The sequence below is a fragment of the Pseudomonas sp. H3_A02 genome (assembly GCF_054671965.1).
On record NZ_CP162807.1, the window covers coordinates 2,233,492 to 2,246,641 of the forward strand.

12 protein-coding genes and 1 pseudogene are annotated in these 13,150 nt (G+C 61.4%); 9 read left to right on the plus strand and 4 right to left on the minus strand.

The features are described 5' to 3' along the window. Positions 1-178 precede the first annotated feature (178 nt). The 9 genes from AB4N80_RS09720 to AB4N80_RS09760 all read left to right on the plus strand — a co-directional run bounded on the left by AB4N80_RS09720 (position 179) and on the right by AB4N80_RS09760 (position 8,628). The gene (locus AB4N80_RS09720; RefSeq protein ID WP_305468553.1) at positions 179-652 is read left to right on the plus strand and encodes a GspH/FimT family pseudopilin; all 474 of its coding nucleotides are present in this window, start codon (positions 179-181) and stop codon (positions 650-652) included. Beyond that, positions 649-1,110 (plus strand): type IV pilus modification protein PilV, encoded by a 462-nt coding sequence (pilV, locus tag AB4N80_RS09725; RefSeq protein ID WP_122564935.1) that lies wholly within the window; start codon positions 649-651, stop codon positions 1,108-1,110. The genes AB4N80_RS09720 and pilV overlap by 4 nt, the downstream gene beginning before the upstream one ends. Beyond that, the gene (locus AB4N80_RS09730; protein ID WP_122564934.1) at positions 1,107-1,823 is read left to right on the plus strand and encodes a PilW family protein; all 717 of its coding nucleotides are present in this window, start codon (positions 1,107-1,109) and stop codon (positions 1,821-1,823) included. The genes pilV and AB4N80_RS09730 overlap by 4 nt, the downstream gene beginning before the upstream one ends. Before the next feature lie 5 nt (positions 1,824-1,828). Beyond that, on the plus strand, positions 1,829-2,308 hold the full coding sequence (locus tag AB4N80_RS09735) for a pilus assembly PilX family protein (protein WP_436278779.1): 480 nt from the start codon (positions 1,829-1,831) through the stop codon (positions 2,306-2,308). Beyond that, positions 2,295-5,387, plus strand: coding sequence for a PilC/PilY family type IV pilus protein (locus AB4N80_RS09740; RefSeq protein WP_122564932.1), 3,093 nt, complete (start codon positions 2,295-2,297; stop codon positions 5,385-5,387). Before AB4N80_RS09735 ends, AB4N80_RS09740 begins: the two co-directional genes overlap by 14 nt. Before the next feature lie 9 nt (positions 5,388-5,396). Further along, on the plus strand, positions 5,397-5,798 hold the full coding sequence (locus AB4N80_RS09745) for a type IV pilin protein (RefSeq protein ID WP_305468548.1): 402 nt from the start codon (positions 5,397-5,399) through the stop codon (positions 5,796-5,798). A 57-nt stretch (positions 5,799-5,855) separates the two neighbouring features. Further along, positions 5,856-6,956, plus strand: a complete 1,101-nt coding sequence (gene thiO, locus AB4N80_RS09750; RefSeq protein ID WP_122564930.1) for a glycine oxidase ThiO — start codon at positions 5,856-5,858, stop codon at positions 6,954-6,956. A 253-nt stretch (positions 6,957-7,209) separates the two neighbouring features. After that, on the plus strand, positions 7,210-7,374 hold the full coding sequence (locus AB4N80_RS09755) for a hypothetical protein (protein ID WP_163006672.1): 165 nt from the start codon (positions 7,210-7,212) through the stop codon (positions 7,372-7,374). Between the two features lie 888 nt (positions 7,375-8,262). Continuing rightward, positions 8,263-8,628, plus strand: a complete 366-nt coding sequence (locus AB4N80_RS09760) for a DUF6124 family protein (protein WP_122564929.1) — start codon at positions 8,263-8,265, stop codon at positions 8,626-8,628. 192 nt (positions 8,629-8,820) lie between these two features. Here the strand turns inward: AB4N80_RS09760 and AB4N80_RS09765 are convergent, their stop codons facing one another. The 4 genes and pseudogenes from AB4N80_RS09765 to AB4N80_RS09780 form a co-directional block, all read right to left on the minus strand. Further along, a complete protein-coding gene (locus AB4N80_RS09765; RefSeq protein ID WP_305468544.1) occupies positions 8,821-10,167 on the minus strand; it encodes a sigma-54-dependent transcriptional regulator in 1,347 nt (448 codons plus the stop codon). Continuing rightward, a pseudogene (locus AB4N80_RS09770) lies at positions 10,164-11,752 on the minus strand (two-component system sensor histidine kinase NtrB). The gene AB4N80_RS09765 and the pseudogene AB4N80_RS09770 overlap by 4 nt, the downstream one beginning before the upstream one ends. Continuing rightward, positions 11,742-11,975: a PP0621 family protein gene (locus AB4N80_RS09775; RefSeq protein ID WP_122564926.1), complete on the minus strand. Its 234-nt coding sequence runs from the start codon at positions 11,973-11,975 to the stop codon at positions 11,742-11,744. The pseudogene AB4N80_RS09770 and the gene AB4N80_RS09775 overlap by 11 nt, the downstream one beginning before the upstream one ends. A gap of 125 nt (positions 11,976-12,100) precedes the next feature. Further along, positions 12,101-13,117 carry an outer membrane protein assembly factor BamD gene (locus AB4N80_RS09780; RefSeq protein ID WP_058546854.1) on the minus strand — a complete coding sequence of 339 codons (1,017 nt, stop codon included), beginning with the start codon at positions 13,115-13,117 and terminating at the stop codon, positions 12,101-12,103. Positions 13,118-13,150 lie beyond the last annotated feature (33 nt).

The window sequence follows — 13,150 nt, forward strand, 5'->3', positions numbered from 1 at the left end:
GGGAAGCCTGTTGTGGCGAGAGAGCTTGCTCCCGCTGGGCTGCGCAGCAGCCCCAAGATAGCGGCCGCTACGCGCTGGAGCGCCAGCCCGGCCGAGCGGGAGCAAGCTCCCTCGCCACAAGCAGTGGTTTGTTCTAGCGTGTAGAAGCAGGTATAGCCGACGGCAACGGAGGGCATCGATGGATCTTCGTACAAAAGGTTTCACGCTGATCGAGGTGCTGGTGGCTCTTGGCGTGTTGCTGATCCTGATTACCATGGCGGTGCCGGCCTTTACCGGATCGATGCAGGGCACCAAGGCCGATACCGAGATTGGCGATCTGCGCCGGGCGCTGAACTTTGCCCGGATGGAGGCGATCGACCGCGGTGTCACCACACGTATCCGCCCTACGGTCGAGGGCAGCGTCTGGAACGGCGAACTCACGGTGTATGACAGTACTGGCTCGTCGCCCAATATATTGCGGGTTGTTCCAGCGATGAGCAGCGGCGCGACTCTGACGCTAACCTCAGAGGTGAGCAACATCGATTTCAACAACCTCGGTGGGTTATCGGCGCCGGCCACGCCGGTGAGCTTCAATTACGTGAGAGGGGCGCAGAGCAGGACGCTGAGTGTTTGCCTCAATGGACGAATCGTATTGGGTGGAAGTTGCGGATGAAGGATTGCAGTAAAAGGGCGCAGGCCGGCATGACGTTGATCGAAGTGCTGGTGGCAGTACTGATCCTCGGCGTCGGCTTGCTGGGGGCGGCGATGATCCAGCTCAATGCGCTCAAGTACACCGACAGTTCGCGCATGACCAGCCAGGCCAGCTTCATTGCCTATGACCTGCTGGACCGCATTCGCGCCAACTCCGGCGCCGACTACACCGTCGCACCGCCCAGCTCGCCGAACCTCAACGTGGCCCGGGACCAGGACCTCTACGACTTCAAGACCAACATCATCGCCTTCGGCGGCGCCACGGCCACTGGCACCATTGCCCTGAACCAGCGCGTCTACACCATCACCATTTCCTGGGACGACGCCCGGGCCGCCAACACCACTGACGCGGCCGAGGCGCGGCGCAGCTTTGTGCTGACCAGCCGCGTCGCCGTCGATCCGCCGGGGACGCCGCCATGAACAGGCGTTGCCGGGGATTCGGCCTGATTGAATTGATGATTGCCCTGGTGCTCAGCCTGATTGTCATCCTGGGTGTCGTGCAGATTTTCATCGCCGCCAAGAACACCTACATCAGCCAAAGCGCGGCGGCGGTGATGCAGGAGGACGCCCGGTTCGTCCTGAGCAAGATGGTCCAGGAGATTCGCATGGTGGGCATGTTCGGTTGTCTGGGGAACATTACCGATGCTTCCACGGCCAATGATTTCAATGCCAGCCAGATCACCCCGATCCGCTGGGATAACGCCAACCGGAGATTGACCCTGGTGACCGCCGACATAGGGAGTGGTGGTAGCGCTCCGACCTGGACCGTCGTCTCCGATTGCCGCACCTCGGCGACGGCCTATACCAACGCGCGGTTACCGGCGACGGGGCAGTTGGCCTTCCCGATCCGTCGACTGGTCTACAGCTTCAACAACAACCAATTGCTGCTGGGCAGCGGCGCTGGCAATCCGCCGACCCTGTCGGTGCTGGTGGACAACGTGCGGGCGTTCGACGTGACGTTCGGCGTGGCCGGCAGTGCGACGGACATCGCGGCGTCGAGCTATACCAGCAATCCGGCTGACCCGGCACTGATCCGCAGTGTGCGCCTGACATTGACGCTCTTTGATCCGAGGAACGCAGTGCGCGAGCAGACCTTCAATGTGGTTGCTGCCTTGCGCAACCGGTTGCTATGAAGGAGATGACTTCGATGGGGCAGGTGCACCGCCAGCGGGGCATGGCATTGCTGGTCAGCCTGGTCTTCCTGTTGCTGCTGACGCTGATCGGCCTGTCGTCGATGCAGAGCGCCACCCTCCAGGAAAAAATGACCAGCAGCGTCATGCTGCGCAACCAGTCGTTCCAGGTGGCCGAGGCGGCGCTGAGGGTGGGCGAAAGTGCGGTGCAGGTCGAAACGTACTCATTGCCGGTATGCACCACCACGACCCAGTGCGCGCCGCCGGTCGAGTCGGCGACGCTGACAGTGGCGGGGCGCGACCCAAGGTCGGGGGTGCTCTGGGTTGCCGCTGCCGGTGGGTTTTATGGCGTGCAGAATATCGGCACGACGCTCACGGCGGTCAACGTGCCGGTCAACACGTCGGCGACGCTGTATCGGATCACGGCGGTGGCGGTGGTGGGCAATAACCAGCGCAGCGTGGTGGAGAGCATCTATGCCAAATATTAAGGCGCTGCTGGGGATGTTGTGGGGGGCGTTGCTCAGTCTTTACCTGGCGGCGCCGGCCTATGCCTTCACGCCTTCGGATTCGCCGTTGCTGAGTGCGGCCGCCGTCACGCCGAACGTGATGTTGCTGATCGATGATTCGGGGAGTATGAACAACATCATCTGGGCGGCGGGGTTTGATCCGACGGCAACGCAAACGCGCACTTATGCCTGCAACGCCAGTAACAACTGCAACGATAGGTATGAGCTGGACCTGGACGATTCGAACATCCTGTTGTTGGGCCTGTTGCGTGGCGGCTGCTCGTCTGGCTGGTACGGTTTCTATCGCCCCAGCCTTGGCCGGATCTGTCTGCGGCTGCCGGACCCTGTAGGGAATGGTGATACCCGTTACACCGGTAGGTACCTGGCATATCTGGTGACCTTGGCCAACGGCTCGAGCCGGGACTTCACCACCGGTTCAATCCCCACCGACTATCGCATCAACGTGGCACGGGATGTCTCCAACGACCTGGTCGCCAATAACCGCGCCCTGCGTATTGGGCTCGCCACGTTCAATCCACCTAATTTCAGCAACTCTGGCCCCGGGGGCTACATCGCTCGCGCCATCAGCGACCTGTCACCGGTCACCGGCAGCGTGACCCAAACCCAGGCCAACAGCAACTACAGTGCCCTGCTCAACGCCATCAATGGTTTGGGCGCCGTCGCGAATACACCATTGGCCGAGAGCTATTACGAGGTCACCCGCTATTTCAGGGGCATGGCGCCTTACTACAATGGAACACCGGCGACCTATACCAGCCCGATCCAGTACCGTTGCCAGAAAAACTTCGGCGTGGTCATCACCGACGGCTTGCCCACCTTTGACCGAACGTTTCCCAGCAACGACCCGCTGGGCTTGGCCCGGTTGCCGAACTGGGATGGTATCAGCAGCAACGATGGCAACAATCTCAGCGGCGACGCCGAGGGCGATACGCTTTACCTGGACGACATCGCCAAGTTCGCCTTCGACGTCGACATGCGTTCCACCGGCACCGACGCCACGGGCAAGAGCTGGAACGCCACGGATTTTCCCCGGCAATACCTCAATACCTACACTGTGGGTTTTGCCGTCACCAACCAGATGTTGTCCGACGCCGCCCGCTACGGTGCGGGCAAGTATTATCCGGCGAGCGACAGCGAGGGCCTGAACTCGGCCCTGTCATCCGCCTTGAGCGACATCACCTCCAAGGCCGGCTCCGGGGGCGGTGGCACCACCAACGCCGCCACGTTGTCGAGTACCTCAAGCTACTACCAAACCACGTATGACCCCAAGGACTGGCGCGGCACCATCCGGGCGTTCGGTTTCACCACGGCGGGCACGGTCAACACGGCAGCGGTGCAGTGGACCACCGACACCGCCATCGTGCCCGGCGCCACGCCGCCGATCTATCAGTCCTGGAACACTGCGACGAATGTGCCGGTGACCCTGGCCTATGGCAATTTTTCGCCGGCCCAGCAAACCAGCCTCAGCCAGAACCTGCCCACGGGGATCACCGGCAATGATCTGGTGGAGTGGAGCAAGGGCGTCAACAAAACCGGCCTGAAGGCGCGCAGCGCGCTGCTGGGGGACATCATTAATTCGCCGCTGGTGCTGGCATCGCCCAACGACCAGACCGCTGCGGACCTGCTCAACGACACCAGCTACAGCACCTATTTGACGACCAAGGCGACGAACATGAGCACCAGCCTGGTGGTGAATGGCAACGATGGGTTTTTCAGCGTCATCAACAGTGCAAACGGCACACGGCGTTATGCCTACATGCCTTCGAACGTGCTGCCCTCGCTGCAGGACATTGCCGACACCAATTACATCAATGGCGTGAGCCACAAGTTTTTGGTGGATGGGCAGGTTGGCGTGTTCGATGTGCAATCGGGCAGCGCCTGGAAGACCGTAGCCCTGGGCGGCACGGGGGCCGGGGGCAAAACGTTCTTCGCGGTGCAACTGTTCGATGCGGCGGCGGGTAATGCGTTTCGGGCGTTGTGGGAAATCCGCGCGCCAACCGTTGCCAGCACCGCCAATGTCTTCAATGACCTGGGCTACGCCTACGCACGCCCTGAAGTCGCGCGCCTGGCGGACGGTCGCTGGGCGGCGTTCATCGCCAACGGCTATGGCAGCAACAGCGGCGTGGCGGCGTTGTACGTGGTGGATATCCGTGACGGTTCGCTGATCCGCAAAATCGTCATCAACAGCAGTGAGACCGATAACGGCCTGTCGTCGGTCAAGCTGCGGGTCAACTCCCAGAATGTGGTGCAGGCCGCGTACGGTGGCGACTTGAAGGGGCGGATGTGGAAATTCGACCTCAGCGGCACCTCGCCCACCACATGGGGCCTGGCGTTCGCCGGCCAGCCATTGTTCACCGCCCCCGGCGGCGCGACCCAGCCGATCACCGTACAGCCTCTGCTGGCAGACAACCCCCAGGGCGGCACCCAAGTGTTTTTCGGTACCGGCAAGTTCAACGAAGCGGCCGACAAGCTCAACAAGGATCTGCAAGCGTTCTATTCGATCTGGGACGCCACGGGTGGCGGGGGGCAAATCACTGTGTCGAGCCTGCAGGCCCAGTCGATCACGGGGGTGTTTTCAGGCAGCACCGGGCAATTCGTGACCACCAGCCAGACCGACGTTACATATCCTGCGAGGAATGGCTGGTACCTGCCTTTGGTGTACAACAATGCGTTGACCGGGGAGCGGGTCATCAACCCGGCCAACCTGGTGCTCGGCCGCGTGATCTTTACCACGGCCGCCGTGGACACCACCGACCCTTGCGCCAGCTTCGGTACCGGCAAACTGATCGAGTTGGATGCGTTCAGCGGTAAGATGCTCAACTATGCGGTACTCGATACCAATAACGATGGTTCGCTCACCAGTCTCGACACGATTTCCGCCGGCGTGGTGTTCACGGGCGGCATCCCGACCCTGAGCGCCGTCGTCAACGCCAACGGCGCCACCAACATGATCGTGAACGATTCCGGTGGCGGTATCACCGACCTGCTGGGCAAAACCGTCGGCGGCAGCCGCCGTATCATGTGGCGGCAAATACAATGAGGGCAACGCATGCGAAGATCCAACCGGGGTTTCACCTTGATCGAAATCATGATCGTGATCGCGATCATCGGTATCGTGATCACCGTCGGCTATCCGAGCCTGACCGAATACATGAAGAAAGGCCGGCGCGCTGAAATTGCCGGGCTCTTATCCGAGCAGGCGCAAATTCTCGAGCGCTACTACTCGAAGAACAACCGCTACACCGATGCGACTGGCTTGAGCAGCGGCAACGATTTCTACACCATTAACCTGGTACCAACGGACCAGAGCTTCATCCTGACCGCAGTACGCAGGAGTGGATCGTCCATGGCGACGGACAAATGCGGTGACTTCAAAATCACCAATACCGGGGTACGAAGCATCGAGAACGCCGCCGCCGGGGTGACCGCCAAGGATTGTTGGGGGCGCTGAGTTTCTTTTATCCGGGCGCGCTTTTGCGCCCGTTGTTTTAGTGAGTCGAATCAGAACATGACCAGGCAACAGCAAGTGGTGATCGTCGGTGGCGGAGTCATCGGCCTGCTGACGGCGTTCAATCTGGCGTCCGCAGGGCAACGTGTGGTGCTGCTGGATCGCTCCAATGTCGGCCAGGAATCGTCCTGGGCCGGCGGCGGTATCGTTTCGCCGTTGTACCCCTGGCGCTATAGCCCGGCGGTCACGGCGCTGGCCCATTGGTCGCAGGATTTTTATCCTCAGCTGGGCGAGCGATTGTTCGCCGCCACCGGGATCGATCCGCAGGTGCACGTGACCGGGCTGTATTGGCTGGACCTGGACGATCAGGACGAAGCGCTGGCCTGGGCCCAGCGGGAAGGGCGCCCGCTGCGGGCTGTGGATATCTCGGCGGTCCACGATGCGGTGCCGGTGCTGGGCTCGGGTTTTTCCCGGGCGATTTATATGGCTGACGTGGCCAACGTGCGTAATCCGCGGTTGGTGAAGTCGCTCAAGGCTGCGTTGCTGGCGCTGCCTAATGTCACGCTTCATGAGCATTGCGACGTCAGTGGGTTCATTCGCGACGGTGGGCGTGTGGTGGGTGTGCACAGCTCTGCTGGCGAAATTCGTGGTGATGAGGTGGTTTTGGCAGCTGGTGCCTGGAGTGGCGAGTTGCTCAAGACCTTGGGCTTGAAGTTGCCGGTCGAGCCGGTCAAGGGGCAGATGATTCTGTACAAGTGCGCGTCGGATTTTTTGTCGAGCATGGTCCTGGCCAAGGGGCGTTATGCGATCCCGCGTCGTGATGGGCATATTCTGGTTGGCAGTACGCTGGAGCGCGAAGGTTTCGACAAGACCCCTACCGATACGGCGCTGGAAAGTTTGAAGGCTTCGGCGCAGCAGTTGATTCCGGCATTGGCGGGGGCTGAGGTGGTGGGGCATTGGGCTGGGTTGCGGCCCGGGTCGCCTGAAGGTATTCCCTATATTGGCGAGGTGCCGGGAGTTGCGGGGTTGTGGTTGAACTGTGGGCATTATCGCAATGGGCTGGTGTTGGCGCCGGCGTCGTGTCAGTTGTTTACGGATCTGATGTTGGGGCGTGAGCCGGTGATTGATCCTGTGCCGTATGCGCCGGCTGGGCGGTTGTAAGGTTCGGTTTTGATACAGTTCTTGTGCTCAGATTCAACTGTGGGGAGATCCAACTGTGGGAGCGAGCTTGCTCGCGATGGCGGCCTGATGGTCGGCCAGAATTGTTGATCGTGTACATATCCGTTTCTGTGGTAACGGCCACTTAGGGTTCCGCCTTTACGGCGGGTCACTTTCGAAAAGCCCGGAAGCCGGCCCAGTCAAAAGTAACCAAAGCGCTCCTGCCCCACCACTCGGTGCCTCGCCTAGGCTCGGCATGCCCGAACGAAGGCATTGCTCCGTGGGCCGCCGCGAAGGGCCATCCATGGCCCAGCGCGGCTACCTCGGCATCCATGCCGAGGTGCCCACTGCGCAATGCCTTCGTTCGGCCATCGTGGTTAACGGGGCGCCCCAGATCAAAATCAAAAGCGAGGCGGCCTGATAGCCGACCTGGCTCTTCCCGGTGGTACACCAATCAGAATTTGTGGGAGCAAAGCTTGCTCGCGAGGCGGCCTGACAGCCGACCTGGTTCTCCCGGTCGTACACCTATCCAATTGTGGGAGCGAGCTTGCTCGCGATAGCGGTGGTCCAGTCACATGAATGTTGGGCTGACAGGCCCCATCGCGAGCAGGCTCGATCCCACAGGAAAAACGCGGTCCCACCAAGAACCAGGTCGGCTGTCAGGCCGCCTCGCGGTGGACGTTGATCTCGGCGCCCCGTTAACCACGCTGGCCGAACGCAGGCATTGTGGAGTGGGCATCCCGGCATGGATGCCGGGATAGCCGCGCTGGGCCATGGATGGCCCTTCGCGGCGGGCCCACGGAGCAATGCCGGAGTGAGGGCACACCGAGCCTAAGCGAGGTGCCAAGTGGTGGGGCATGAGCGCTTTGGTTACTTTTGACTGGGCCGGCTTCCGGGCTTTTCGAAAGTGACCCGCCGTCAGGGCGGAACCCTAAGCAGCCGTTACCGCAGAAACGGATATACACACTGCCCTCACATCCAACCAGCCTTTGTGGGAATGGTCGGACAAGATTCCTGATTCGAGCCGAATTTTCCGACGAGTTCTGGCGGTTGCCGGGTGGGAAGAACTCTGGCTAACCTTTTCCCGTCGCTGCCAATTCAGCGTCCGGGCGTCGCGGCCCGTTAACTTGGTGCATAATTCCAACCGACGACGGTGCTTCGGTATTTGTCGTTGTGTCATGGTTGGCTGTGCGTGGGATACCTTCGGGTATGCCGAAGCTCCAAGTTCGGTCCGCGAACCTGCGTACAGCTGCCACCTCCAATCGCGTCGCGGCGATCGGTGACAGCTCCAAAAACTTGGAGATGCACAATGATTAAAGATACACCCAATCCCCCAGAAACAGGTTCCTCGTCAACCCACGTCGATCCTGATCACCAAAAGCTCGATGAAGCCGCCAAACGCGCCCTCGACTATTACCTTGGCCCAAAGCCCGAAGCCAAAAAGAAACCCGCCTCAACCCAGCTATTCACTGTCGTGGACGGCATCGACACCGAATGCCTCCTCACCAACCTCAGCGAAACCCTGGCCTCTGCCAACGCAACGATCAGCGACCTGGCCTTCGAACTTGAAGGCTCGCGGCGACATATCGCCTTGGGGGTACAGCAGTTGATTGAGCTGAGTGAGTTATTGGCCAATCGTGTTCTGGACGAGCGGGTACCTGTGCCGGAGGGCTAGAGAACGGCGTTACAGAGGGTGAACGCCGAACCTGTGACGAGGGAGCTTGCTCCCGCTGGGGTGCGAAGCAGCCCCAAAAGCAGCGACTCGATCAACCTGATGCACCGAGGTGTCAGGTTGGGGGCCGCTTCGCAGCCCAGCGGGAGCAAGCTCCCTCGCCACAGGAGGAAACGTGGGCTTCAAAACCGTGGCTCAATCCAGCCCAAGTTTCTTCAACCGATACCGCATCGACCGAAACGACAACTTCAACCGCTGTGCCGCCGCCGTACGGTTCCAGCGGGTTTCCTCCAGTGCTTGAAGGATCAGCTTACGCTCGACGTCTTCCAGGTAGTCCTCCAGATTGTCGACCTGCATCAAATCGGGTTTGCCCGCCTCGCCGGCATTATTGCCTTCGGCCAGGCGCAGGTCGTCGGCTTCGATCAGTTGTTGTTCGCACAGGGTGTAGGCCCGTTCGAGCATGTTCTCCAGCTCCCGCACATTGCCCGGGAAGCGGTAGTTTTGCAGCGCGGCCAGGGCCTGGGGATGGAGTTTTACTGCGGGGCTGCCGGTGTTGGCCGCCAAGCGCTGGAGCATGTGATTGGCCAGCGGTTCGATGTCTTCGCGGCGTTCGCGCAAGGGCGGCACGCGCAGTTCGATGACGTTCAGCCGGTAATATAGATCCTGGCGAAAGCGCCCGGCGGCGACTTCGGCGTCCAGATCCTTATGGGTGGCGCAGAGGATTCGCACATCCACCACTTCTTCCTGCTGGCCGCCCACGGCGCGCACGGCTTTTTCCTGGATGGCTCGCAACAGCTTGACCTGCATCGCCAGGGGCAGGTCGGCCACTTCATCAAGGAACAGAGTCCCGCCATGGGCGGCCTGGAACAGTCCGGGCTTGTCTTCGATGGCGCCGCTGAAGCTGCCTTTGCGATGGCCAAAGAACTCGCTTTCCATCAGTTCCGTGGGAATCGCCCCACAGTTGACCGGCACAAAGCCCTGGTTGGCACGGGGGCCTTGTTCGTGGATCAGCCGGGCGACCAGTTCCTTGCCGCAACCCGACTCCCCACTGATGTACACCGGCGCCTGGCTGCGGGCGAGTTTTTCGATCTGTTTGCGCACGCTGCGCATCGGCGGCGAGTCGCCCAGAAGGCATCGCTCGATGGTGCTGGTCGGTGTGGCGACGGCTGGCAGGCGCAGGGCACTGGTGACCAGTTCCCGCAGCCGCCCCAGGTCGACCGGCTTGGTCAGGAAATCGAAAGCGCCGGCCTTGAGGGCGTCGATGGCGGTTTCCAGGCTGCCGTAGGCGGTGATCATCGCCACGGGCAGTTGTGGATAACGTTGCTGGATGTGCTGCACCAGTTCCAAGCCAGTACCATCGGGCAGGCGCATGTCGGTCAGGCACAGGTCGAAGGCATCTCCCGCCAGCAGGGCTTGGGCCTCGGCAAGGTTCTTGGCGCTGCGGGTGTCGAGTTTCATCCGGCCCAGGGTGATGTCCAGGAGTTCGCGGATGTCCGGTTCGTCATCGACGATCAGGATTCGTTGCCGTGAGCGATTGTTCAAATCTGTTTCCGTCCGTGAGCAAAGGTGATGCGAAAGCAACCGCCGCCTTGGCGTGGTTTGAAGTCTAGGCGGGCCTGGTTGCTTTCGCACAGCTCACGGGACAGATAGAGCCCAAGGCCGGTGCCCTGGCTGCTGGTGGTGAAGAAAGGTTCGAACAAATGCGCCTGCTGCTCGGGCGTTACACCGGGGCCGTTGTCGATGATGTCCAAGGTCGACAGCTGGCTGTGGGGGTCGATGAACAGTTTCAACCAGGCCTCGGCCTGCTCATGGGCCATTGCGCTGTGGCGCCAGGCGTTGCGCAGCAGGTTGTCGAGTACCTGGGTGAGCTGGTCGGGGTCCATCAGCGTGGTGTAGTCCCCCGGGTCGATGCTCAGGTGCAAGCGCTGGTGTTCGGCCATGCTTTCGCGGGCCTGCCGGACGAATTGGTCGAGCCAGGTACGCAGGTCGAGACGCTGGGGTGTGGTTTGCTGGCGACGAGACAGCTGCAGAACGTTTTCAATGACGCGATTCATTCGTTGGGAGTGATCTTGAATAATCTGCGTCAGACGCCGATCCGCGTCGTTCAGTTCCTCTGATTCGCGCAGCAATTGCGCCGCGTGGCTGATGGCGCCCAAGGGGTTGCGGATTTCATGAGCGATACCGGCGGTCAGGCGCCCCAGGGAGGCGAGCTTGAGCTGCTGGGCATGCTGGGCAACCTGGGCCAGGTCTTCGAGGAACACCAGGATTTGATGCTGGTCGTTATGGCCCAGGGCGATGAAGCTCGGTTGCAGGGCCAGGCCCGTGCCCGTAACGGTCAGGCTGGACGGGCGCAGGCTGGGGTTGTTTCGCCATAATTGCAGGCGTTCGACCAGGGCAGTGGAGTAATCGTCGAGCTGCTGGCCGACCAGATCGTGCATGCCCAGCAGATTCAATGCGCTTTCGTTGGCCAACTGGACCCGACGCTCACGGTCGAGCACCAGGATGCCGGTGCGCATGCGTTGCAGGATCAGGGCGTTGAGCGCTTCCAGGCCGACCACTTCGCTGGCCCGTTGCTCGGCCAGGGTTTCGCTGGCTTCCAAGCGTCGGGTCAGGCCTTGCACCAGCAGCGCGGCGGCAAAACACAGCGCCCCGAGGGTACCGGCCTGCAAATAGCTGCTGGGACGGTTCGAGTCGCTCAAGCCAAGAAAAAACTCGAACCGACGATGCCGAGGGTGGCGACGGCCGCGATCAACAGGCCGATCCTGCCGCGCAACAGCGTGTTACCGATGGCCACCGAGACGATGATCAGGTTGCCGATGGCACTGGGCACACCGCCGGCTGCGAAAAACAGCCATGAAAGCAAGAGCACGTCGGTGAGGGCCAGGCCGAACAGTCGGGCAGGGCGTCGGGTGTTCTCAAGGAACACCACCAGCAGGATGTTCAGCACCAGGTACAACCAGCTACCGCTGCGCAGCAGGTGGTCGTTGGCGAACTCCAGCAGGCGGTTGTCCATGTTGCTGGAGATCAGCAGCACCAGGGTGATGCCGATACTCAGGCGGTACAGGTGATAGAGGCGCAGCAGGCGCTGCGTCTGTTTGACGCGTGGGCTTGAGGCCTCAGCGCTCACGATTGCCCGGGCCTTGCTCGAGGTGAGCCTGGCTGCAATACCATTGTTGTTCGAGGGCCAGTGCCCGGTCGCGGGGCAGGTGTACGCCGCAATGGGCGCAGCGCACCATGGGCGGTGCGTCGTACTCTCGGGGAGCGTTCGGCGCGGAGGAGGCACCCTTGAACTTGCGCCAGAACCATACCGCGGCGGCAATCAGGGCGATCCAGAACAGTAAACGAAGCATGATGGGCAGCTTTTTGGCTAGAGATCAGGCAGTTTAGCCAAGGACTGGAACGGCGCACAGCGCAATAAAACCCAGGCATAAAAAAGGGAGACCCGAGGGTCTCCCTTTTTGCTGATGCCTTGGCCTCAGTCGAACAGGCCGAAGGTCATGTAGCTGAACCAGGAGCGGTCGCTGGATTCGTTCTCGGGTTCTTCTTCCTCGATCACGTCGCCATTTTCGTCCTTGGGCTTGAGTTCGTTCGGGATGGCTTCCTTGGCATCCTGGAACTGACGCTGCACGTCCTGGTTGGCGCGGGTTTCGCCAGGCGGCAACGGTGGACGGGACTCGATCAGGCCCAGGGTCGCCTTGCTCAGCCACGAACGGTTGTCGGCTTCGTCGACCCGTGGGGTGAACTGACCATCGACCAGCGACGGGTGATCCGGGTAGTTCAGCTTGAGGGTTTCCAGGCTGGTGGCCGCCAGGTCGTCCAGGTGCAGACGCTGGTAGGCTTCGGTCATCACCGCCAGGCCATCACCCACCGAAGGGGTTTCCTGGAAGTTTTCCACCACGTAGCGGCCCCGGTTGGCAGCGGCGACGTAGGCCTGGCGGGTCAGGTAGTAGTCGGCCACGTGGATTTCGTAGGAAGCCAGCAGGTTGCGCAGGTAGATCATGCGCTGCTTGGCGTCCGGCGAGTAGCGGCTGTTGGGGAAGCGGCTGGTCAGCTGGGCGAACTCGTTGTAGGAGTCGCGCGCGGCGCCCGGGTCACGCTTGGTCATGTCCAGCGGCAGGAAGCGCGCCAGCAGGCCGACGTCCTGGTCGAAGGAGGTCAGGCCCTTGAGGTAATAGGCGTAATCGACATTCGGGTGCTGCGGGTGCAGACGAATGAAACGCTCGGCGGCGGATTTGGCGGCTTCCGGCTCGGCGTTCTTGTAGTTGGCGTAGATCAGCTCCAATTGGGCCTGATCGGCGTAACGACCGAACGGATACCGCGACTCCAGCGCCTTCAGCTTGGCGGTGGCGCTGGTATAGCTGTTGTTATCCAGGTCGTTCTGCGCCTGTTGGTACAGTTCGACTTCGCTCAGGTTTTCGTCTACGACTTCCTTCGACGAGCAAGCAGCAGTCAATGCGAGGATGGCGATCAGCAGCAGGTGTTTCACTTGCATGGCGGCTTGCGTCCCTATGACGGCCGCTGTCTT